Source organism: Halorubrum sp. Ea1 (assembly GCF_002252965.1).
Classification (GTDB): Archaea; Halobacteriota; Halobacteria; order Halobacteriales; family Haloferacaceae; genus Halorubrum.
Genome location: NZ_NHPG01000111.1, coordinates 1 through 22,192 on the forward strand (window position 1 = coordinate 1; position 22,192 = coordinate 22,192).

The 22,192-nt window shown below is 54.2% G+C and carries 20 protein-coding genes and 1 pseudogene; 7 read left to right on the top strand and 14 right to left on the bottom strand.

Annotation, left to right across the window (positions count from 1 at the left end):
* The 5 genes and pseudogenes from DJ73_RS13350 to DJ73_RS13375 all read right to left on the bottom strand — a co-directional run.
* Nucleotides 1–789, bottom strand: a pseudogene (locus DJ73_RS13350) (hypothetical protein); the annotation flags it as partial.
* 32 nt (nucleotides 790–821) lie between these two features.
* Nucleotides 822–1,019 carry a hypothetical protein gene (locus DJ73_RS13355; protein ID WP_094558222.1) on the bottom strand — a complete coding sequence of 66 codons (198 nt, stop codon included), beginning with the start codon at nucleotides 1,017–1,019 and terminating at the stop codon, nucleotides 822–824.
* Between the two features lie 782 nt (nucleotides 1,020–1,801).
* Nucleotides 1,802–2,218 (bottom strand): SHOCT domain-containing protein, encoded by a 417-nt coding sequence (locus DJ73_RS13360; protein WP_094523931.1) that lies wholly within the window; start codon nucleotides 2,216–2,218, stop codon nucleotides 1,802–1,804.
* A gap of 588 nt (nucleotides 2,219–2,806) precedes the next feature.
* Nucleotides 2,807–3,286, bottom strand: coding sequence for a DUF3592 domain-containing protein (locus tag DJ73_RS13370; RefSeq protein WP_094523933.1), 480 nt, complete (start codon nucleotides 3,284–3,286; stop codon nucleotides 2,807–2,809).
* A gap of 445 nt (nucleotides 3,287–3,731) precedes the next feature.
* Nucleotides 3,732–5,408, bottom strand: coding sequence for an ATP-binding protein (locus tag DJ73_RS13375; protein WP_094558224.1), 1,677 nt, complete (start codon nucleotides 5,406–5,408; stop codon nucleotides 3,732–3,734).
* A gap of 307 nt (nucleotides 5,409–5,715) precedes the next feature.
* On the opposite strand from DJ73_RS13375, the gene DJ73_RS13380 reads away from it, so the two are divergent.
* The 3 genes from DJ73_RS13380 (at nucleotide 5,716) to DJ73_RS21035 (ending at nucleotide 8,596) form a co-directional block, all read left to right on the top strand.
* Nucleotides 5,716–6,687 carry a DUF3592 domain-containing protein gene (locus DJ73_RS13380; protein WP_094525985.1) on the top strand — a complete coding sequence of 324 codons (972 nt, stop codon included), beginning with the start codon at nucleotides 5,716–5,718 and terminating at the stop codon, nucleotides 6,685–6,687.
* A gap of 771 nt (nucleotides 6,688–7,458) precedes the next feature.
* A complete protein-coding gene (locus tag DJ73_RS13395) occupies nucleotides 7,459–8,118 on the top strand; it encodes a hypothetical protein (protein WP_254921661.1) in 660 nt (219 codons plus the stop codon).
* Between the two features lie 250 nt (nucleotides 8,119–8,368).
* Nucleotides 8,369–8,596: a DUF5684 domain-containing protein gene (locus DJ73_RS21035; protein ID WP_241881410.1), complete on the top strand. Its 228-nt coding sequence runs from the start codon at nucleotides 8,369–8,371 to the stop codon at nucleotides 8,594–8,596.
* 358 nt (nucleotides 8,597–8,954) lie between these two features.
* Here DJ73_RS21035 and DJ73_RS19855 read toward each other — a convergent pair whose 3' ends face one another.
* The 7 genes from DJ73_RS19855 to DJ73_RS13435 form a co-directional block, all read right to left on the bottom strand.
* Nucleotides 8,955–10,478, bottom strand: a complete 1,524-nt coding sequence (locus DJ73_RS19855) for a DUF6498-containing protein (protein ID WP_249269037.1) — start codon at nucleotides 10,476–10,478, stop codon at nucleotides 8,955–8,957.
* Between the two features lie 993 nt (nucleotides 10,479–11,471).
* Nucleotides 11,472–12,923: an amidohydrolase family protein gene (locus DJ73_RS13410; protein WP_094558225.1), complete on the bottom strand. Its 1,452-nt coding sequence runs from the start codon at nucleotides 12,921–12,923 to the stop codon at nucleotides 11,472–11,474.
* 104 nt (nucleotides 12,924–13,027) lie between these two features.
* A complete protein-coding gene (locus DJ73_RS13415; RefSeq protein WP_094523940.1) occupies nucleotides 13,028–13,348 on the bottom strand; it encodes a hypothetical protein in 321 nt (106 codons plus the stop codon).
* Nucleotides 13,345–13,968, bottom strand: a complete 624-nt coding sequence (locus DJ73_RS13420) for a class I SAM-dependent methyltransferase (protein ID WP_094558242.1) — start codon at nucleotides 13,966–13,968, stop codon at nucleotides 13,345–13,347. The genes DJ73_RS13415 and DJ73_RS13420 overlap by 4 nt, the downstream gene beginning before the upstream one ends.
* A gap of 278 nt (nucleotides 13,969–14,246) precedes the next feature.
* Nucleotides 14,247–15,170, bottom strand: a complete 924-nt coding sequence (locus tag DJ73_RS13425; protein ID WP_094527954.1) for a helix-turn-helix domain-containing protein — start codon at nucleotides 15,168–15,170, stop codon at nucleotides 14,247–14,249.
* Between the two features lie 112 nt (nucleotides 15,171–15,282).
* On the bottom strand, nucleotides 15,283–15,555 hold the full coding sequence (locus DJ73_RS13430; protein ID WP_394338320.1) for a hypothetical protein: 273 nt from the start codon (nucleotides 15,553–15,555) through the stop codon (nucleotides 15,283–15,285).
* On the bottom strand, nucleotides 15,552–17,192 hold the full coding sequence (locus DJ73_RS13435; protein ID WP_094558226.1) for an NADH-quinone oxidoreductase subunit D: 1,641 nt from the start codon (nucleotides 17,190–17,192) through the stop codon (nucleotides 15,552–15,554). Before DJ73_RS13435 ends, DJ73_RS13430 begins: the two co-directional genes overlap by 4 nt.
* A 113-nt stretch (nucleotides 17,193–17,305) precedes the next feature.
* Between DJ73_RS13435 and DJ73_RS13440 the strand changes: the two genes are divergently transcribed.
* The 4 genes from DJ73_RS13440 (at nucleotide 17,306) to DJ73_RS13460 (ending at nucleotide 20,839) form a co-directional block, all read left to right on the top strand.
* Nucleotides 17,306–17,962 (top strand): helix-turn-helix domain-containing protein, encoded by a 657-nt coding sequence (locus DJ73_RS13440; RefSeq protein ID WP_094558227.1) that lies wholly within the window; start codon nucleotides 17,306–17,308, stop codon nucleotides 17,960–17,962.
* A gap of 234 nt (nucleotides 17,963–18,196) precedes the next feature.
* Nucleotides 18,197–19,096: an alpha/beta fold hydrolase gene (locus DJ73_RS13445; protein ID WP_094558228.1), complete on the top strand. Its 900-nt coding sequence runs from the start codon at nucleotides 18,197–18,199 to the stop codon at nucleotides 19,094–19,096.
* Between the two features lie 437 nt (nucleotides 19,097–19,533).
* Complete coding sequence (locus DJ73_RS13455) at nucleotides 19,534–19,950, top strand: hypothetical protein (RefSeq protein WP_198948007.1); 417 nt, start codon at nucleotides 19,534–19,536, stop codon at nucleotides 19,948–19,950.
* 133 nt (nucleotides 19,951–20,083) lie between these two features.
* Nucleotides 20,084–20,839 carry a transcriptional repressor gene (locus tag DJ73_RS13460; protein WP_094523945.1) on the top strand — a complete coding sequence of 252 codons (756 nt, stop codon included), beginning with the start codon at nucleotides 20,084–20,086 and terminating at the stop codon, nucleotides 20,837–20,839.
* Nucleotides 20,840–20,931: 92 nt separating this feature from the next.
* Here the strand turns inward: DJ73_RS13460 and DJ73_RS13465 are convergent, their stop codons facing one another.
* Nucleotides 20,932–21,498, bottom strand: a complete 567-nt coding sequence (locus DJ73_RS13465) for a PH domain-containing protein (protein ID WP_094523946.1) — start codon at nucleotides 21,496–21,498, stop codon at nucleotides 20,932–20,934.
* Nucleotides 21,491–22,126 carry a PH domain-containing protein gene (locus tag DJ73_RS13470; RefSeq protein ID WP_094523947.1) on the bottom strand — a complete coding sequence of 212 codons (636 nt, stop codon included), beginning with the start codon at nucleotides 22,124–22,126 and terminating at the stop codon, nucleotides 21,491–21,493. The genes DJ73_RS13465 and DJ73_RS13470 overlap by 8 nt, the downstream gene beginning before the upstream one ends.
* Nucleotides 22,127–22,192: the final 66 nt, after the last annotated feature.

Genomic DNA, 22,192 nt, shown 5'->3' on the forward strand with positions numbered 1-22,192 from the left:
GCGCGGGGAGGATGTCAAAAACGTTCCGGCTCCGACGACAGCGGTGATTAAACAGCCGGCAATCCACTCGGCGACGAGTTGACCAACCCGGTAGTCGGATGTGAGAACTTGAGGGCGGATCCCATGGCGAGCGGTCTGTGAACCGATTTGTGACCAGACGAAGAGCGGCCAGACCGCAACCAACGAGAGCAGCCCCCGGGCAGCCCCTTCGGTGCCACCACCAGTGAGGGCGATTCCAGTTGGCACAAGCACCAACAGACCGGCACCGAGGTACCACCAGCGCGGTTGCCCGCGGAGAAGGCGTCGGAGTTCCACTGTGAGAACGCGTCGGAATCCGACGGCATTACGACGGGTAACAGGAGGAATCGTGACATCATCACCAACGCCCGAAGTGGACACAGCCGAATCAGTCGTGTCTGTTGAGGTTTGTGGATTGGACGCTGTCTGTGTCGCAGTCTCAGGGGGAGTCTCGTCGAGGGGGAGACGCTGACGTGCCTTTGTCACAACCCCGTCGGTCGCTTGGAACCAATTAAACGGCAGTGCCGCGACCAGCGTCACAGCAAGCCCGACGACGACCGTACCCAATCGCTGAGCGAAGAACCACGCCGGCCACGGGCCTCCCTCATACCGGAACGTTTGCGCGTTGGATCCACCCGTTCCGAAGTTCGCGAAGCTACTCTCGAATCCCGGCACAGCGGCCTGTATTGATTCGAAGGTGAGATCGTACGCGAGGGTGAGCCCCACAATATCGAGCGCTTTGGCTCTGTTGAACTCCTCTCTAAGTGACATTTCTAATCCCGGGTTTGCTCAGCAGTATAGGTTTATTTCCCGTAGAGAAGATACGACAATACCAGAAATCCCACTATTGGGCCGAGAATAAATCCACCCACCGCCGCGATCTGTCCGCTGACGGATCCACCGATCCCGGCCAGAATGACTCCGATAACGACGCTACCGACAAGAAGAAACGCGCCTGTTTGCCATTCTTCCACCAGGGCTACCCCGCTTGTGTGGGACATAGAGTACGATTGAACTGCCTTCCACTTAATCAGTCCGCGTGTATACGCAGCTCTCATCAACCGGTTGTCTCACGCAAAAATATGTCTGAAGAATAGGATTTCAACAGAGCCCTCGAACCCCCCAAAGGCCCCCCGAGTACTGCTTACCGAACGATTCTATCTCAAGTCGAATGTTTGCCCTAGTGTATTGAAGTGGCATATACCCGGGTCCAATGTTTCTGGGTCAGTGACAGGGTCGACACAGATCGGCGAAGTAGTAGAATCCGTGTTTCACGTTCCGTAACGGTGACTCAACTTATTACGGACTGGACTTCCACCGTCCATACATGCCCGCAAAACAGGCTTATCGCGCTGAGCATCGCACAACCGACCACTCAGGAAACCCAGATACACGTCGGGTTAGTGGTGAGAGTCTATGCCTCAGGAATTACGACGATAGTACCCACAATGTTCACATCACAATCACCGACGACAACGGCGAAACCGCGTTCACCCGGACCGTCTCTGTCGGTCCACAAGACACCGTCAGCATCCAGACTCGTCTCGAACGCGCAGTCTACCGAGTAGACGTCCGACTGGATAACGGTGTGGGTGACCGCGCAGACTGTCTTCTCGGCAGCGATCCGAATGAGTGTGCCAAGATCGAAACTGGAAACGGAGTGGTTAGCGTCGTTGAAGGCTATTTTTGATCGGCTGGCGTGTGTGGCGGAGAGCTAGTGAGAGTTGAGAGTTAGTCTCGTTTTAAAGGACAGATGACTGGCTCTATATCGTCACCAGAGTTGTTACTTTTCCGACTCTTCCAAGACCGAATCCTCTTCCAGATGCGATGGCGCGTCATCTCTGTCGGACTCGAGGAGTCGTTCGACTGTGTCTTCAAATTCCGCATCGCTGAGCTCTCCGCTGGTATATCGCTCTTGTAGTGTTGACAGCGCATCATCCGCAGAGCCGGTGTCGTGACTGTCGCTCGGAACGTCTCCCGAAGCCGCGGCTGCCCATAGCGGGTACTGTTCCGGGTCATACTCGTCGGTATCGGGCGGTACCTCCTTAATCGTGAACTCAAGAACGCCAGACGCGACCATCCCCGCGGTCAGTGCCACGTACCACACTGCCGGAGTGAGTACATACACTCCGGCGACGGTCACAAATCCGGCCACAAGTGAGACCGGATGATCGTCCAGTTGATCGAATATGGAGGGCATCACCGTGTCGACAATTATGGGTCACGGCCAAAATACATACGGCTAAATGTTCTTGACCAGAGGCATACTACCAGCGTAGAAAACGCTGATGCCCCCCCATCCCTCCGGCCCTCGAAGGAGGTTTGTCCCCGTAAATCTGCGGAGGGCATCAGCAACTGTGTGTATGCTACTCTTTCACAAAAATCGATCGACGCTCAGGCGCTTGGTGTAGACCCTGTATAACTGAGATACGCTAATACCGAAGATACGCTCCGCTACCGATACAGATCGTAGCGATGAGTAACAATCCACCACTGAAAACATTCCTCAGCGTGCCTGAAACTCCAGGATTTGCGACAATATTGAAAGCCTGCTGAAACACAATTAGTTGGAATACTAGCAGAAGACTTCCTCCAGAAACCAACAACTGACTCTTCGAGCTTCTGTCCATAATTCAGTCAGCATCCGGCAATTGTATAGGTGTTATTCACGCTCTCTAGCTCAGAAACAGAGGCATAGTATTCGATTCTCAGGCCAAATAATTCTGATGCGCAACGTATTTAACCTGACTCACGCCCAACTTATCACCCCGAGCGCAGTTTCAGCGTGTTAGAATTTCCTTACGGCGGAAACTGCTGCGAAGAGAGTGAATACTCCACTGAGCACAATCGCGATGATCGGTGCGTTTGACGTTTGATCTTTCAAAAACGCATCTCCCGGCTGGTCGGGAGAGACATATGCGGTTGTCTGTATCCCCTGTTCGTACTCTTCAATAGCTGATTCGGCGCCTGACTGCGTTTCGTAGTTCTGTTCAATATCTGCGGGATATATTTTTGTTCCAGTATATTCATTCCCATTATAGGTGTACTCAAACTCGACCACTGAATCGAAATTCGCACCTGGATTTGATGACGTTCCGCTGTCCGTCTCGATGTCGAGTTCAGCGATAGTCGCATCAACCTCGACTGACTCTCGAACTGCCTCTGTCTGTTGAACGTAATCGTATCCCCCGTAGCTGATGATAGCAATCCCAATGAGGATGTACAGTAACGCACCTTTGAGACTATCCAATGGGACCGGCGGAGCCACAGAGGAACACCGCGTGTGGGTAGGTCGTGTCAGAGGTAGATGAAACGGCTGGTCATTGAGGGTTGCTTACTTTTTGTCCCAGTTTATTCAATCTCATACACTTGTTCGTTGATACTGTAGAACTTTCGTTCAGTATACATTCCAGAAGTATATCAGCCCACCATAGAAGATCGCACTTATAATTGCCACTAAAAGTGCTGAAAATAGTGTGCCATCGGTAATCAGATATTCGTATACCAAGACAACAACGAACCAGAGGAGACCATGTACTATCGGTTGCCGGAGTGACTGGATATTGGTGTTAGTGGAGGGCATCATTGTTAATTGAATTAGCCGAAGAAAGACCTCTGCTGATATTGTACTGACACCAACTGCGTCAGAATATACAACTTGGCGAATGTTTTAATAGAGTACATTCCTCTAGAAGTATGGCGTCAATACGCCTTCACCGATTATCACTGCCGTCTGAGTCTTGCGGCATCGACTCTTTGTTCCGATAAAAACGAACGACTACAGTAGTGCCTGTGGAACCAGTTGACTGGAACTCAAGTTCAGCGCCCAGTTGGCTTACGGCCCAATTGACGAACCAAAGTCCGACTCCAAGTCCGTGCTCGAGTTGTGTTTCGCTCGATTCGGTCAATAAGTCACGCTCTCGGTCTGGGATCCCGGGACCATTGTCCGCGATGCGGAGCTGCGGGATATCATCAGCTGTTCGTTCCACCTCGATATCGACTCGTGCGGGGTCATCTGAGTGAACGATAGCGTTCTCAACGAGTTCAGTCATGAGCCGGCGCACAACAGTTCGATAGGAGGTCAATTGCAGCCGCTCCGGTGCGGTGACTGAGATGCTGCTATCCGGATAATCATCACGTGCCGTCGCAGCGACTTCGTGGGCGACAGCAGCAATGTCGACCGTTGACGGAGCGCTAACGCTATCGGTCATAACCGCTTCAGCCTCTCGTGCCTTCCGGCTGACCGAGGCAAGCTCGCTGGCACTATTTTGAATGGCTGTCTGGTGCGTGTCGTCTTCTACGTGATCCGCATGCGCTAAGATCACGTCGAGTTTGTTCCGGGCGTTGTGTCGAAGCACTCGGTTGAGTACTGAGAGCCGCTGTTCCCGGGTTCGTTGATCGGTCACGTCTCGAAAGACAATTGTCCGCGCCACAGGCTCCTCGTCGCTGTCACCCATGTCGCGTTCGACGTCGGAGACCGTGTACTGAAACGGATGTCGGCCCTTTGTCGTCTGAAGCGAGGCGACCTCTGTGGTACCTCCTGATAGATCTACCCCGCCGAACCCGTCAACGGCCGCGTTGAGTGGTGTCCCAATCACGTCTCGTGTCGTCCACCCAAACAGGCTTTCAGCTGTCACGTTGGCATCGAGGATATTTGCTTCCCAGTCGACAACGACAACCGCCTCCTGAAGCGATTCGACGACGCGTGACCGGGCGACATAATCTGCTTTCGGGAACCCCGTCAATACCGGATAGCGTTGAATCGCAACGGCAAGTAACACTCCCGAAACTAACAACCCGCCAGTGACTCCATCGATGATCAAACTCCCGTCCAGCCAGCCCCCAATAACGTATGGTGCTGAGATTGCTCCCAGCTGGATCCCAACCTGTGTCCTTGAAACACGCCCGTGGTTCCAACCGTACCTGAGGAAGAGAAACGCTGCGTAGACGTAAATTATGAACAATAAGAATAATTCAGTACCGACGAGCGACGCGAGTGAGCGACGAATTTCCTCTCGCATTGGGTCACCCTCGAACGTGGCTGCTGCCCCAATCAGCGGGAGCGTAAGGAGAACAAACACCGCCCCTCGGAGAAGAGTAAAGCCTGTCTCTCGGCCGATATATCCAAGCACATAGACTAGCCATATTGCGGGAAGAAACACAACCGGGACAACCTGCGCGATAGCAGCCAAATTCGATCCGACCCCCCACGCGTTCGGAAATTCAGATATCAGCGAGAGGAGCGCCCACAGCAACAGACTGGCGGTTATTAGCGCAAAGGGGACCGCATTTGGGGGGGACCGATCCTTCGCAGTTTGCCACGTTACCCACGCCAGCAGGCCTACAGCAACGACATCAACGGCAACTGAGAGTCCTAATGAGAGCAGCATTGGCGGAGGGGATTCGCTTTCGGATTTTTATATGGAACAGCGTTGAACTGCTGGGCAGTTACTGGTGTCATTGCGCTCACTCACGCTGGTTGTTCAAGTGATTCATCCATAATTTCATTACACCCGTTACTGGCCCGGAAACACGGATATGTCGAGTGGTATAGCCGACTCTGAGGATAGTTGTTTCGTAAGTTTATTTCTAAGTTTGTCGGCTTCGTCCAGCGGTATAGCGATCAACTGACTGCTGTTGCTGCTGTTGAAACACTCCGTTCAGGCTTATTGGTTCCCCTAAAAATATTCAGGTGAAATGCAGTTTACTCTCCGTGGGGTGGCTGTCACGGTTACGCCGCTGATCCTTCTCGCGCTCATTCTCGGACTTGGTATCGCTGGGTATGGAGGTTATGACTACGTCCAGCAATCGAACGCTGTTGACGATGCTGTCGCTGTTGAAACAACTGTTGTTGGCACCGATATCAGCAGATCTGATGGGCGTCGCTTCTACTACCGCGTCTCAGTTGAGCACACCTACGAATATCAGGGGCGTGAATATACGAGCAAACAGGTGTTCCCAGGCTCAACGAGGCCGATATACACCGTCCAGAGCGACGCTCAGCGTATTATTGAGCCGTACGAACCGAATGAGACAGCTACAGCCTACGTTACCCCCGACAACCCTAGTGGAGCGTTTCTCAAGCGACAAACGATATTTGCTCCATTCAGATTCATTGGTTTCGGGAGTCTTCTGGCGCTCTTGACAGCACTTCATGCGATTGGGGCGCGTAATCCTGGCCAAAATACAGAGATTAGTCAAACGAGTGAGCGCGAGCCAACTCGATATAACACGGTGTTCGGGCTCAGTCGGGATACACTGTCTCGAGTTAGTAAGCGTCTCATGCTGTTTACACCAGCTGTGTTTTTTGTTTCTCTCGTAACCATAGTAGCACTTCTGTTGAATTCGGAGGGATCATCACTACAGGTCAGTGTGACTAATCCAGTCGGATTCGCGTTACTTGCGGCGCTTCTATCGGTTTTAGGATTTGTCTTTGGGCTCACACTCTATGGCATTTGGTCATTTACCGAATACAGACGACTGCGTGAACGTATTCCAGACCCACGGCCACCGAGTCCGTTCCGACATCCGTCTCGCCTCGTTACAATCATGTACTCCCGAGAAGAACTCAACGCCTATGGCCGTCGAGTGAAACTGACCGGCTTCGTGTTCACACTCATCGTGTTCCTCATCAGTGTCGTCGCGTTCGTGCTCGTGACGGCGTCGTGATAAAAAAGAATTAGCTCGATCGGTACAACGAGAGGAGAGAGCCTATAAATAGGAATGTACCGACGGCGATTAATGCGGCCCCTATTCGTGTTGACTCTGTGATTTTTATCGCTCCGACTGCCGTCATTGCGATCCCGACCACACTCAGCAGAACCTTCCATACCGCGTTTGGGACCAACTCCAGCAGTAGTTCGATAATGAACTCAAAAATGTCATCTATCATGTGTATTAATCACCACGACGTTGCTTAGTTCGTCAGTTAGCAATAGTGCTGGTTGGTACATCCATTTGCTTGTTTTTACTTCTGTGTTCAGCATTTCAACCTCTCGGCTCTGTTGAAATCCTCAGCAGTTGATACAAACAGGCTGCCGAATACAGGGCGCGAGTCTGTCACCCATCTACAGACTGGGTGGTATGACGGTTGTACAACCACCATGGAATATGGAGTACCATTGCTAAGATAACTGCCACACCAAACTCCAAGAGAACTCCATCAGTAACCTGGGACGCAAGAAAGACTGCAGCGCCAGCTATGACGGCAGTTATGAACCGACTCGGGTTCCAATTGAGGAGGGCAGACTGAAGCGCGGACATTACTTCCTTAGCCGGAAGCTACGAAGATATGTGTTCTGGAAGTCTGGGTTCGGTATGATAAACTCACCCCCTGTATCTCGCGTGGAGTTTGTATCAGAATCTAAGGATTTTAACAGAGCTAACTTCTTTTAATGTTGAGAAATTGTATCAAAACGCAAAAGTAAATTTCTGTCATCAATGGTTTCCACGATACCCTCCACGGATTCTGAGCGCTCACAAAAAGCGGTTGATGTCGCACAGCAATATCTTAGACGCGAACGTCCACTCAACGCGCTTGTCGTCGTCCTCGCGGTGTCGGTATTCCTCGGCACATATCTCCTAACAGCATTGCTACCATCTGTTCTCGTCGCAGCTATCCTCATTATTGGAGTACGACTTCCTATTTTTCAGTCAAACGGGACGTTCCGACTTCGAACTAGTGACGACCTTGATACTGTTATTGACGAATTTTCCGGGCCCCTACCGCCTGTTCTCGCACTTCAATGGGGTGTGGCTGATAAGGTCTCCATAGAGGGTGACACAGCAATATATTCCGTTTCGTACCTGTTTGGACTCCGATCGGCCGACGTGACTGTCCACACGAAAACGGATTCGACAGCAGGTGGTGGCTACCTAATTGAGTCAGAAGTCACGGTTGATGGACAACCATGGGCAACATATACGTCGACGATTAACAGCTCAAGGGAATACACAACCATCGACGTAACATACAGCTCAAATCGGCGGTTCGGACTACGACGTGTCCCACAACAGCTGATCGCGAATCGGTATCGTGACGAGGTGCTCTCGGTTCAGGGATACACTGTTGTCACACGTGAATCGCACTTCGGGATATAACTATTCTAACGGTTGTGGTTCAGTGCCTGAAACGCTGACTTGGATTTCTTATTGATATAGGAGAATCAGTTGAGTGATGCGATTAGCGTTGAGTTCATCCGTTTCGATACAAGGAGCAGGTAGTACCAATATTGAATTGTTCGTTACACTAGGACTCACTGTTTTGATTTTTGCCGGATTTTGGAAAGTATTTGAGAAAGCTGGTAAGCCGGGGTGGGCTGAGATTATTCCGATATAAAACCTCTACGTCTTGGTCAAAGTAAGCGGAAACGCATGGTACTGGTTTGCTCTGTTCTTCGTCCCGGTGATCAATTTCTTCGCCACGCTGAAGATTAGTATCGATATCGCTGGCAAATTCAATAAGGGAATCCTGTTCGGCCTCGGACTCACGTTTATTTCGTTCATCTTCTACCCACTTCTTGGGTTCGGTGGCTACCAGTATAACGATGCCACTGGCTCAACTGAGAGCGTGGCCTGACACTCAAAAAATCTGATTCAGGCCCAACTGCGCCGTGTTTCTCCCGATGAAACGCTGCTATGGGCTTGATACTATTCCCAGTATTATATACAGGTAGCCGCCGGCCGGAGGCGGTCTTGAACAAATATCCGGTCGCTGAGCCTCTCCCATCGCTCACCTCTCCCCCCGACGGATGGGAGGCTCACCACCTCCCCCGCGACGTTCCATCGATCACCCCCCGCTGGAAGGACGGCCCTCCACCCTGTCCACCAGCATTCATCTGTCAAATAGAGTATGTAGCACCGACACCTCACCAGTAGAAGTTAGTGTCACAAATTCGTGGAGCCGCAGTCTAACACTGGAGGGTCAACAGCGTTAGTTATTGTTTGATCTGATAGATGATAAGCCCGACGAGCGGAATCGCAGTGAACAAAAATACGAAGACGCCCGCTGCTACGCCGCCTTCAAACTGAGCAGCTATCACCAACGCAATCAGTGAGACGACTCCGAACAGAGCCACCGACGCAAGCGAGATACGAGGTGCTGTACCGTCTAGCCGCAGCAATTCGATGCTAACTTCCACCATAGTGTCTGGCTCGTGTGTATTCGCATTCCAATTCGCACCAGCGTCATTGTCTGCGGTACTCGCGTCGACAAGTGAGTTCGTGATTGGGGTCGTATCTTCGAGTCGTGGTAGCTTGGTCGGCCTGCCACCGCGGTCAACGAGTACCGTCGAGGTGTCCAACCACCTGTCGACGGCGTCACGTTCGATTCGGACCTCATGATCAGCTAGCGATTCGTACCGCCAAAGAGGGGTTTGAAACAGGGTATCAGTCGCAACAATGGTGTCCGAATCTAGCCGGTATTCAACACCAGCGTACCGGATCCAGTAGTCGAGATGGATGAGACCAAGCGGGACGCCGATCCCGAGAAGCATGATGCCACCCGCTATTTGGGTAGCACCATCAAATACAGCAAGTGATGCGGCGAGAAAGGCGAGTGGTGTCAGCAACCATAGTCCAGGGTGTGTCCGGAAATGTGAGGCCGTAGGCAGCAGCCGTCCCGACAGCGACGGCCGCAAAACTGTGGGATTGCCTGATAGCGTTGTCTCAATTGTCTCACGCTCCGGGGGACTGTATGCGTCTCCACGGCCGACAAGTGACCACAATCCCGCACCGAGACGGCCATCGTAGTAGTATTCTGCGAGATCGGTGAGGAGCCTAATTGAGACTACCACTGCGACAAGTGGTCCCGTCGCAACCCGTTCAACCGCACGAGAGGTCTCTCCACCCCCGCCGTTAGAGACAACCAGAGCTGCGGTGAGCAGCGCGATGATGCTTGCGAGGAGTACTGTTGCGCCTTCCGTGACAACACTCTGAAGAGCGGTTGCGACGTTGTGATCTTGGTAATCACCATCTCGAAAGTACGTAGTGGCTGTTCGCCATCCTGCTGCGATGAAAATTCCAAACGCACCAGCAATAAGCCACGACGAGATGTTGGCATCCGGATTCACACTTGCTACGGGGCCGACAACTAATGCCCCGACGAACAGCCACAGTCCGATGAGGATCGGTACCACGAACAAAAGTGTCGGAATCGTCAGTAGTCGGACGTTAGCACCGATCAGCGGGACTGAAATGGAGGTCTGTTTTGTGGCAATCGCCCCCAACAGGATTGGATCCCCGTTCCGTTCCATTGGCCGCCCGGCAAACGTCGCTCGAACAACCGCCCAAAAACAGACAACACCGAACTCAAGCCAATATAACGTCAGCAGTTCTAAAACCGACAGGTTGAAAACAACAATCCCGACAACCGGAACCAGATTCGCCACAAGGAGGGCCGATAGTTCGGGATCCGGGAGGCGACTATCTCCCGTATTGTGAGTTGTCGCTGCTGAGCTCATCTACGGATGTGGTGACAAAGCGACCCGCTGCGCGTACCCTGGGCGTGGAACACAGACCCATCAGGATCAATCACAGTTCTGTCTCGTGACTTTTGAACAGATGCTGTGGAGGGCATTCATGTACCTAACCGGTAGCGGATCTAATAGTAGTAAGCCATCGTTGCTGGAGTCAGTGTTGATCACTGAGTACGGGTTTATACCGACTGAGAGTACTTCCTATTGAGGTGAGGATGACAAAGACCCCAACCACGACGACAAGCCCTCCTAGGACCGGCTCAGATAAGTAATAAAGCAGCCAGCCTATTGCAATGTTGGTACTGGCCAGTCCGATCGGATAGAGTGTCTGTTGTAAGTACATGGCTCTCAACGCTGTCGGTACTGAGTTGCCGCAGGTAGTGCTGAAAGATCCGTACCGAGCGGGCGACAAGCAACGTGATTTCGGGAACTGGCTTTTAGATGATCTCTAGGTCGTCGGATCTGGTGGTCTATTTCCGACAACAGCCTGTCGAGGGCTCTTCCCCGCCAGTCCTTGTGGATGCTAACTTCGAGTTGCTCGTGGAACTTGTGTCTCCGAGGAATTGGATATTGAAATACGTACACCATCGTCTTCTGTAGTATCTGTGCGTTGATTCCCCCTGTAACCAAGAGCTAATAATACAGACTTGACGAGAAGCATTGGTCTAAGTATACAGAGTCACCAAGGTAGGATATCTGGTCGTTTTATGACTATAGCACCGATGGTGGAGAATATCGGTGACTCTCAATGTATCAAGTTAGGACATACAGGTCCCGACAACACTAGTGATAGTATACTCAAGAATGTGCCTCTGATGTGGTGTCCCCGTTACACCAGATCAAATTGGCTGAGATACTCAAATAAATTTAGTGATGTCATACCGCGGTTTTACTGAACACAAGGAGAATGCCCTGGTACTTGACCCCGAGGCGATTCACCTGTCTGTGTTCCCGATCCATCAGCTACTGACCTAATCTTCACAGGTATTGGTTGACAACGCCGCGGCCATACTGTTTTATCGCTCTCAATAGGAGCCGTCCAGACACGCGTCGAAGTATCGATCTGTCCGGCGGTGTACTGCCAGCGAGGGACGTTTCCCAGCCAGTACATCGCTGAAAACGTTTTCGCTCTCGGATTGCGGCTGTTTGAACGGTCTCGACATCCATAGATTTGATCGACCGGTCCTCCATCAGGATGTCACCTTCTACGACAACCGTCTCAACGTCTCCCGCAGTTACGGTGTTCATCAGTACTGAAGGAATGTTGCTGTACGGCTGATGGCGCGGCGTATTGACGTCGATGACGACGAGGTCGGCGCGTTTTCCCTGTTCGAGACTCCCGATCTTCCCGCCGAGGCCAAGTGCGCGTGCGGCATTAATGGTGAGCATTTTGAGGAGATCGTACGACAACCATTGCTGAGCACCGTATTCGAAGTTCGCCAATAACCGGGCGTGTTTGGATTCCTGAATGAGATCCCAGGAATCGAACCAGAACGGATCATCCAGGCCGATGACAACGTTCGCGCCGAACTCTTGGAGTGCGGGGAGTGGGAACCAAGTTTGTGTTCCAGCTTGGAAGTAACTGTAAACGGTTGGGCAGTGAAGCACGTGTGCGCCGGCATCGGCGATCCGCTGTGCGTCGTCTCGGCTTGCGTGTAGTAGATGGGTGAGTAATGTTCGCTCATCAAGGAGGCCGTACCGGTCGAGTAAGTCGAGTGGGTCATCGGTGCCGCTTCCCGCAGCCATCGTGTCGGCCGCGGCGGAATCATACAGATGTGTATGAAGTCGCAAGCCGGGATAGTCCGCCCGTAGCTCGGCCACACCCTCCCAGAGCGTCCGTGAACAGCCGGCTTCGCCCCCCGGTGCGATACTCGCCGTGACTCGTCCCTCGAAAGTATCGTGATAGGTTTCGATGAACCGTCGGGCGTCTACGAGCTGTTCGGCTGCGGACGCAGGGGTGAGGAAGTCAGCGAGTTCCGGTCCGATCACGCCGCGTAATCCAGTCTCACCGATCGCTTCCGCCCCGAGTTCCGGCGTGAAATCCATCGCGTTGACGGTTGTGACGCCGTGTGTGAGTTGGCGTAGGCAGGCGAGCCGCCACGCGGCCTCGAAAAAATCGTCCCCCAGAGTCGATTCGGCCGTGTGATACAACGCGAAGGCTTCCTTGAGCAATTCGTCACCGGGGAGTTCACTGAACAGTCCTTGCACAAGGGTGAAATCGGTGTGACGGTGGGCGTCGATGAGACCAGGGATCACGACCTTGCCGCTCGCATCGATCACGTGTTCCGCGGTCGATCGGCGATCTGCGGGCTCAGTCGGTTCGACCGACAAGATGGTTCCGTCGGTCACTCGAACGGAGCCATTCTCCAGTATCCGGTTTTCGTGATCCACCGTAACCACGATCGCGTCGTGAATCAGGAGATCAGTCATGATCGGCACACGGTAGCCGAACCGCGAAAGTCGTTCGGGAACGGTGACCGCTCGGCAGGGAAAGCTCCCGGCCTCCGGTCGCTGGTGCGGTCGTCAGCATCCGCTCAGGCCGTCCGTGGCGACCACGTGTTCAATCGGTAGATCATCCGCAGCACGGCCAGTACGATTCCAGCGCCGACCAAGACACCGAGATACGACGGTGGGTTCGTCACGGAGACGAGAATACCGATCGCGAACACGGCAAGGCCGACACGGAGAACGGAGTTCCCCGCAATATCCTGTACCACGTCGTCCGGAATCTCTCCAGTCTCGTCGTACCCTGCGAGGAGAAACGTCCACCCGTGGAACTTGATCAGTGCCCCCGCGAACGTCAGGAGGACACCGACTGCGAGCCACTCAAACGCGCCGGAAGACGGCTCTATCACCGGTCGTCACCCCCTCCGGGCGTGATCTCGAAGGTAGTTATCATACCGAACAATCCGGTGTCGGTCTCCTCGATCGAGAGCCCCGCTTCATCGACGATTTCGCTTGGTTCTTGCGTCCAGCGACATCCGCTCTTCGCGTAGTGGGGATCGGCGCGCCACTCTTGGAACCGGGCGATCGGCCTCACATCGCTCCGCCCGTGTTCTATGAGACGGATCGTCCCGGCCGGCTTACAGACTCGATCCATCTCCCGGAGTGCGGCAACCGGATCCGGAAACGTACACGTCGATAGCGCCGAGATCACCGCATCGAAGCTATCGTCCGGAAATGCGAGATCCTGTGCGTCCATCTCCAAGAGCGTCCCGTCTCTCCCGAGATCGGCGAGCTGTTCCTCGGCGTTCGACAGCATCTCCGGGCTGATATCGATCCCCACGAGTTCGACCGTCTCGGGCAGGTACCGAAAGTTCGTTCCGGTGCCGCAGGCGACATCTAACACTCTGCCGTCCACGTCGCTGAATCGGTGGCGGCGACGGCGTCCGATGACGATCCGATCGAGCCATTCGAGCCGACTCATCCCGTCCGCGAACTCGGCGTAGGACGCTTTGATCTCCGAGACTGACATCGGCCGGTTCGCTACCGTGCCGCGGTCAGTCCGCTTCGCTTCTCGATGTCGGTCACGTTCCGTGTGTTCTGTTGACGTCATCTCGTTGAACACCGTGTTCCACACTCGGATCGTCGCGCGGCCCACCCATAATATTTATCGAAGTATTGATATATTATTGGAACCGTTTCAAAATCGAATTTGAGCGATATAGCGCGAACACACCTATACGAGTCGAAATCCTCGATTGATGTCAGAAACGGCTCGTTTCGCTAAACGGAATTTTTGTAGTAATTCTATTACGAATTGCGTTTGCTCTGGTCTCTGCGTCGCACGCGCTCAGTGCGTGTGACGGTGGTACTCTCGTCGAGGAACAGTCGGAGCGTGGAGGTGTCACGCCGTAGCTCGACGCGATACTCGTGGGAGTTAGTGCTAACCCGTTCGGAGGTCCACCGGCCGTCGTGAAGATAACGGTTGAACTCCCACACGCCGGATCCCAGAACGTCGACGCCGTGCTCCCAGTGAAACGATATCGACTCCGGATGGTACGCCGCGGCGACGGGCAACGGGAGGCTCAGGAACCGTAAACAGTCCCGACATTCGCTCGTAGTGATGAACGAGACGGGCCGTTCGTCCGGGAACGGGATGTCCGCGGCGTCCTGTACTCCAGTTTCGATACAGCCACCGCAGTCCGGGCACACGCCGCGACGGGCCTTGAGCAGGTCACCGGCTTGCTCTCGGGTTACGGCGTCGATCAGGTCCTCTCCGGTGCGCTCGCGGACCTGGGCCGGCCTGACCCGATACGCGTTTACACCTCGATCGCAGGCCGTACAGTACACCATGAAATACTGGTCTTCAATCACCGCCCGAACCGTCGTCTCACCGCAGAACAGACAGCCACCGTCCGTCTCGATCGGGCTGATTTCAGAAGGCTGACGGTAGTTCTCAGCGAGGACGAAACGGACCAGCTGTTCCCCGGCGTGAGTGAACGCATAGCCGTCGTTATGTTTTCGAAGGAACACCCCTGTGAGTTCTCCGAGGTGGTACGATAGCTTCGACGTGCTGTCGACGTCAACGCGGTCGTAGATGTTGGAAAAAGACAGCGAAGCGATGCCCGTCCGTTTTTCCTCGTGTTGTGCGTACGCGACCGTTCGGAGGATGTCGAGTCGTATCTCGTCGGCCAAGAGGTTGAAGACCTCGTCTGCTGTTCGTTCGGTCTCCATAGGGAGTGACACGTCGCTGTGTTATTGAAACATGATCATGAGGTGTCACGACTGGCACCCGATATCCGTACAATGCGAACTCCACTGACAAGCCCACGACTTCAGTCGTGGGTCACTGACAGAACCGTCTGAGGAACGTCTCGCGGTCGACTCGTCCGGCTCCAGCCGCTAGGAGCGCCTCTTCGAGTCCGTCGCGGGTCTGGTGACAACACTCACGATCACAGGGCTTACAGAGGTACTCGAACTCCTTGCCTTCGCGGCTCCAGCGGTCGCCGTGTTTATAATACTCTCGGGCGTCCTCGCGGTCGAGCGTCGCACCGCAGGCGATACAGGTCACTTCTTGGTTGGCGTCGTCTCCCCACACCCTAGAATCGGACATCGTCATCGATCCACCTCCCCCATGATGGTGTCGAGACTTCCGAGGGTTGCGACGAGATCGGCGACATACTCTCCCTCTGCCATCGCCGGAAGTGCCGACAGGTTCGAGAACGATGGTCCCCGGATTTTGAACCGTGCGGGAGTCTCAGTGCCGTCTGCGCGGATGTAAATTCCGAGTTCACCCTTGGCACCCTCAACGGCCCTGTAGCACTCACCGGACGGTTTCAACGTCCGCGGCACGTTGGCCTGACAGGTTCGACCTGCTTCCGGCCAGTCTGTAAGGAGATCGACGCACTGTTCGACGATGGCTGCCGACTCTTCCATCTCTCGTAGCCGGACAAGCACGCGGGCAAAGTTATCACAGCCGTCCTCGGTGACGATGTCCCACTTGAGACGATCATAGTAGCCGTACGGGTCGTCTCGTCGGAGGTCGTAGTCGATACCGGAGCCGCGAGCGACTGGTCCAGTGACTCCGTACTGCTTTGCCACCTTCGCTGGAAGCTTGCCGGTGTCAACACAACGCAGTTGGAAGACCTCGTTGCTCGTCAACAGGTCGTGGTACTCTTCGAGCTTCCGTGGCAGATCGTTGGTGAAAGCGCGTACGTTCTCGAAGAACTCATCGCGTGGCTCCGGAACGTCCCAGGCAACGCCGCCGACCCGGAAGTAGTTGAACATCATCCGCTGGCCGGTCAGGTCCTCTAATAGATCCTGAACGCGGTCCCGATCTCGAAAACCGTACATAAATGTGGCATTGAACTCGCCGCTAACATCCAGCGCGTACATCGCAGTGAACAACAAGTGCGAGAGGATGCGCGACAGCTCAGCGCTCATCGTCCGGACGACCTGTGCGTACTCCGGAACTTCAATATCGGCTAGGTCTTCGATGACGCGGGCGTACGCCCACTCGTTGAGTAATCCCGCTCCGCCCCAATCCCATCGGTCGGGGTATGGCATGATCTGATGACGATAGGTTCCCCGCTGACACATCTGTTCCTCACACCGGTGGATGTACCCGATATCCGGCTCCACATCGATCACTTGCTCACCATCTAGGACTGCCTCCAGATGGAGCACGCCGTGGGTCGAGGGGTGATGTGGTCCGATGTTGAGAAACATCGTATCACCCTGACGACTGTCCTCTTTGATGGGATTGGCGTGCTCGGAAAGCGACACAATCTGGGGCTGGCTCCGATCGTAGTTCATCGACAGCGGGTGGCCCTGCCAGGTCTCCGGCAGGAGAATCCGTCGCAGGTTCATGTGCCCTTCGTACGTAATGCCGACGAGGTCGTAGGCCTCCCGTTCGTGCCACTCAGCCGTCCGATAAACCGGCGCGGCCGATTCAGACACCGGGTTATCCTTCGTTGTCGGGACGACGACGGACAGCTCGCACGTCCGGTTGTCGTAGCTGGTGAGGTGATACACTGTCTCGAAGCGGTCTTCGTACTCTTGGGCAGTCACACACGAACAGTGGTCGAACCCCACTTCTGAGCGAAGTACTGAAAGGGCCCTGCGGACCCGGTCGGCACGGATCACGACCGCGGGGGCGTTCTCGTGTACTTCACGGCTGACGACGGCGTCGTCGGGGAGGGCCGTGACCGCCTCATCCGCGAGTCGATCAGCGGTCAAGCGTTGTTGCCGTTGCATCGTCTAGCGGGTGTCAGTTCACGTCCCAGTCTGGTAGGAACGCTGCCTCACCAGTGGTGGTGTATAAATACGGAATCCATGATAATTTAGTCAAATACACTGTATCTCGGTACATGCGCTATCTCACAGTGTTAGTTAAACCAAGTGACGGTGGTGCGTTTCATCCGCTCGGAGAGAAGCTAACAGATGACCCTTCTATTAATCGGCGAGCCATTCACTACGTTGAGCTTCTCGCTGATGACACTGTGCTGTTGTTTGCCGAGGCAAGTGGTAGTCAAGAACGGTACAGACAGATTATGGAGGAGTCATTTCATGTGATCAGTTATCTGACTGCCGGAGCGGACCGTTGGATGGCTGTGAGTCAATTCGAACCGACAGAACCGGTACGACGGGCACTGGAATTACAGCGAGAATCATTTTTGGTGGTTGATACACCTATCCGCTTTACCACTGATGATTCGCTTAAGATAACGTATCTGGGGACTGATGAGATATTCAGAAAATTGTACGAGTACGTCGAGAATGTAGAATATATGTCAGTTGATGTCCTTGAAACGGGTGATTACGAAGCCGACGGATCAGCGTTTAGCAGGATGATTACGTCTCGGCAAGAAGAAATTCTGGAGACGGCGGTTGATTTAGGGTATTATAGGGAACCTCGACAAGCATCGCTTGAAGACATCAGTGAGGTCGTTGGAATCACTCCAGGAACGGTCGGTGAACATCTTCGAAAAGTCGAAGAACGTGTATTTAACGAAATCATTCAGTAACTTAAACACTGTTCTATTCTGAGGTACTGCTACGCAGTGTGAGTTAGGGCGTCTATGAGGACAATAGGTCGGTCCGTGCCAGACCCAGCCGATCATTTTCTGTATTCAAAAGTGACCTCATGGGTGCGGCAATTATCGTATTCGGTTACGTACCGTATCCTCGCTCACACGAGAGTACAATTCGATGATCGTGGGATATATTCAAAACACGGTTGGCGTTTCAACCCTCCACTGATGTCAGTCACAACAACCCCCCCGAGTACTGAGGTATCGCTACCAGCCGATCACGACCTGGAATCGACCTATCGCAGCGTTAACGACGTCCAGCTACATGTGGTGGCGGCCGGCGATCCCGATGCTCCACTCGTCGTCCTTCTTCACGGGCACCCCGATTTCTGGTACGGCTGGCGTGACCAGATTATTCCGCTGGTCGAAGCAGGTTTTCGTGTCGTCATTCCTGATCAGCGGGGCTGTAATCTGAGCGAAGCTCCCGATGGGGTTGATGCGTACCGGCTCTCGAATCTCGCATCTGATGTCTGTGAACTGATCTACAGCGAAGGTAGGGAGTCAGCCCACGTAGTCGGACACGATTTTGGTGGCTTTGTCGCTTGGAATGTCGCCCTCCGGCACCCATCGATGGTCAATCACCTCGGGATCTTGAATGTTCCCCACCCGACAGTGTATCAAGAGACCCTCCGGTCGAGCCCCCAACAGATCCTTCGGAGCTGGTATGTGTGGTTCTATCAGGTTCCGAAACTCCCCGAATGGCTTCTGGGCCGAAATGACATGGCCAACATGGTTGATTCCCTCAAAATCACGTCAAATGAGGGTACATTTGATACAGGAACGATTGAGCGCTATAAGGAAGCTTGGCAAAATACCGGCATCAAGCCACGGATCAACTGGTACCGGGGATTCCGTCGGTCAGACAATCCTCCACGCGACACAATTGCCCACCCAACGCTGATTTGCTGGGGGAAGGATGACATCGCTCTCCGCCCTATAATGGCCGAAAAGAGCCTCAATTACTGCGAGAATGGGCAACTTCGGATGTTTCCCGATACATCACACTGGGTCCACCACGAGCGGGAAGAGGTGTCTGAAGAGTTAGTCCAGCATCTCGAATCAAGATGAACGCACAATCATGCTCTCAACTCAGTCACGCCGGAAGCTACTACTGCCCGCCGGAGGCATGCCCTCGATTTCACTTGTTGGGTGTTCGTCTGTCTCGGAGTTCACCCGGGGATCGAGCCCTGTCTTTATTCGTACCCGCAAGGGACTTCGGAATGCCATCGAACGTGTTTTTTGAAAAATAGAATGACAAAATTCTCGGCTACAAATAGTTTCAGCAACGTCGCGCTAGAGACAGCTCAAGGTTGGCTGCGAGCCTTCGCTGTCTCCCACAATTCACGCCTAGCTTAATACGACTGGCTGGTGACCGCCTGGCGCGCAGCCCGTGACGCGATACCTCTGCTTTCCGGGTACAAACCCTCTTTCGTGCCCGGAAAGCCCACCTCTGTGAACGCAAAATTCTCGGCGCTGCTTTACCGGTTGCTATGCTATGTGGGTGCGTGGACATGACGCCACAAATACGCGAAATCGTACGTACGGAACTGCTACGAAGTATCGTCTGGTTCGGAGTCGGACTCGTCGGCTGGCCGCTAGTGACGATGGAAGTTAGTTGGCTCAACACGACACCCCTGACGGTCTTCGGACTTCCCGTGGTCACCTGGGCCGTGCTGACGGCAAGTGCTATCGGAATCCGGACCGTGACCGAGTCGGATCTTCGCGTCCAGACGACAGGCGGAATATCCGTAAGCCTTGCCCTCGGGATCATGCTCGGGGGTGTCGCCGCGGTGTATCTCGTCATAAGAAGTGGATACCCCGCTCGGTGGATCACCCTCGGTTACGTCGCGGTCACGGCCGTGACTTCCCTCTGGTACTGGTACGTTCACCCGACGGGCAGAGGCTCGACAGCGACTACCTGACTCTTCTGGCCAGCCTCACGGTCTCCAAAGCGGTCTCGCTTGCTGAAACAGCACCGCACCGCTCTGTGGCCCCGCCAGAGCAAAACATACAATTTGACTCGCTAAGATATTGCGCGTGACCGACCGATAACACATGGCCCTCCCACCTTGGATCGCAGAAAAGCTGCCCCAGGACAAGCGGGTAAACACCAAACTCACCCGCCGCCACGTCGTCGAAACGATGTATCGAGCAGATCGGCCGTTCTTCTCGCTCCAGCAAATTCAACAGCAGATCAAGCCAGACGTCTCAAAGGTGACTGTCCGGAACCGGTTAACGGAACTCGAGGAACACGGGGTCGTCACGACGGAGTCGTTCGCTGATTCACTGACCTTGTACTATCTCAACCATCCTGAGTCGGAGTGGCCGCTGTCGCCGGAAGGAAAACAAGCGCTGACAGCTGACGAGACTACTCCGACGCATCCCCTCCGCGAATTCCTTGACCACCCACGCGTCCGTTCAATCTTCCGAGAAGAGCTCTTGCGGAGCATTGGCTGGGCGGCACTCGGGATAGTCGGGTGGCCAATATTGCTCAGTGAGTCTCCACAGTTACCGGTCACCATATGGACAGTGTTCGGGCTCCCGGTCTTGACCTGGGCGACACTTACTGTGGCGATGATCAGCGTCCGGTTGATGACGGGGAGCGACCTCCAAGTTCAGTCACAAGAAGGGTTACATGTCGTCTCACTGTGTGGGATTCTATTAGCCGGATTCTGGGTAGCGTTCGCGATTTTTATTTTGGACTGGCCGCCACTGCCGACAGTCAGTGTGTATCTTCTCGCGACAGTCTCCTACTTGATCATCTATATACGGGTTGTCCTACCGCAAACTGATCTCCCGGTCACCACGTAATCTCTCGCCGACGCTGGTGGCGCTGACGACTCACAGTAACTGACAGCCCCCCAGACTGGCGGCGGACAATTTAAAACCCAGTATGAGTTCTTTTACTCTCGGCTTACAGGCTCGCTAGCATCTCTGGTGGGTGCCACCGTTGCGCGGATTTCACGGACAAGACTGAGGACAGATTCCCACTGCTCTCGAGACCCGGGGATTGCGTACTCTTCACTCCCCATGTACTCCGCGAGCGTTGTCTGGACGTTCTTCGGGTTATCAACCCGCCGAAACTCCAGATCGCGTCCTCCGGCGACCTCAACGGACACTTTCCCATAACCGAAAAACGAGCCTGTGACGGACTGAGAAAACGAAGTGTTCTGGATTTTATCGACATGGACACGACGAACGGTTCGTCCGAGGACGCCCCGCTTTGCCCATACTGCTCGGGTCGTCAAGAGATACTGCGTCCGTCGTACCCTGAGTAGCCCCCAACTGAGAACCGCAACGCCGATGGGCACCCCCGCGAACAACCAGAAGTCGACGCTAACAGCGCCGACAAGGGCAAACACAGAGATGGCGCTTCCGACGATTATGTCTGGAAGAGCCGCTGAGAGACGCGGGCGACCCTTCCAGACAACGCGTTCATCGTCGTGTTGATACCACCAGCTGTCACTCATCTGTGTTACTTGTGTCAGTATGGATTGCCTCGTCAGTAGACGGGGCAGTCGAATCGGCCTGGGACCCGCTCTGGTCGTCGGCGACCGCCTGCCGAATGACGCGCAGTTCCATAAGAATCGAATCAAGAACATCCTCTTTCGTCGAGTCGGACTCGGTCTGCTGTCGGCTGTCAATTTCTCTGGCGATCAGTTCCTGAACTGCTGCCGGGGCAGGGATACTCCGAAACTGAAGTTCGATCCCAGATCCGCCCGCTGTACTGACGTCAACGGAGCCGTATCCAAAGTACGAGCCGAGCGCCGACTGTGAGTACGAGATGTTTTGGACTTTGTCGAACCCAATCTGTTGGACGTCACGTGAGAGTACCCCACGTTTGCTGTAGAGGCCGCGATTGGTGACCACGTAGTTCGTATTGGTGTACTGAAGATAGGACGCAGCAACGATTGGGATGCCAATAAGGACGAGTGACAGCGGAATCCCGATGATAAACGCAGGAAGGACGCTGTACTTGTGCGGGGTACTCGACCACTGGATAGACTCGCCGTCTTCAAGCGTGAGCCAGTCGAGATCCAGCTCTGAGGAATCCGTTGAGCCGTCTTCCGATATGTCCTGGAGGGCCGTATCAGACATACATTATCCCAGATGACCGACCCTCAAAATAGTGGGGAAATCCACGGTTCGAAACGCAGTGTCGCA

Coding starts and splice junctions, on each gene's coding strand:
- DJ73_RS13355 (WP_094558222.1), bottom strand. CDS start 1,019: ATGTCCCACACAAGCGGGGTAGCCCTGGTGGAAGAATGGCAAACAGGC.
- DJ73_RS13360 (WP_094523931.1), bottom strand. CDS start 2,218: ATGCCCTCCATATTCGATCAACTGGACGATCATCCGGTCTCACTTGTG.
- DJ73_RS13375 (WP_094558224.1), bottom strand. CDS start 5,408: ATGCTGCTCTCATTAGGACTCTCAGTTGCCGTTGATGTCGTTGCTGTA.
- DJ73_RS13380 (WP_094525985.1), top strand. CDS start 5,716: ATGCAGTTTACTCTCCGTGGGGTGGCTGTCACGGTTACGCCGCTGATC.
- DJ73_RS13395 (WP_254921661.1), top strand. CDS start 7,459: ATGGTTTCCACGATACCCTCCACGGATTCTGAGCGCTCACAAAAAGCG.
- DJ73_RS19855 (WP_249269037.1), bottom strand. CDS start 10,478: ATGAGCTCAGCAGCGACAACTCACAATACGGGAGATAGTCGCCTCCCG.
- DJ73_RS13410 (WP_094558225.1), bottom strand. CDS start 12,923: ATGACTGATCTCCTGATTCACGACGCGATCGTGGTTACGGTGGATCAC.
- DJ73_RS13420 (WP_094558242.1), bottom strand. CDS start 13,968: ATGTCAGTCTCGGAGATCAAAGCGTCCTACGCCGAGTTCGCGGACGGG.
- DJ73_RS13425 (WP_094527954.1), bottom strand. CDS start 15,170: ATGGAGACCGAACGAACAGCAGACGAGGTCTTCAACCTCTTGGCCGAC.
- DJ73_RS13430 (WP_394338320.1), bottom strand. CDS start 15,555: ATGACGATGTCCGATTCTAGGGTGTGGGGAGACGACGCCAACCAAGAA.
- DJ73_RS13435 (WP_094558226.1), bottom strand. CDS start 17,192: ATGCAACGGCAACAACGCTTGACCGCTGATCGACTCGCGGATGAGGCG.
- DJ73_RS13440 (WP_094558227.1), top strand. CDS start 17,306: ATGCGCTATCTCACAGTGTTAGTTAAACCAAGTGACGGTGGTGCGTTT.
- DJ73_RS13445 (WP_094558228.1), top strand. CDS start 18,197: ATGTCAGTCACAACAACCCCCCCGAGTACTGAGGTATCGCTACCAGCC.
- DJ73_RS13460 (WP_094523945.1), top strand. CDS start 20,084: ATGGCCCTCCCACCTTGGATCGCAGAAAAGCTGCCCCAGGACAAGCGG.
- DJ73_RS13465 (WP_094523946.1), bottom strand. CDS start 21,498: ATGAGTGACAGCTGGTGGTATCAACACGACGATGAACGCGTTGTCTGG.
- DJ73_RS13470 (WP_094523947.1), bottom strand. CDS start 22,126: ATGTCTGATACGGCCCTCCAGGACATATCGGAAGACGGCTCAACGGAT.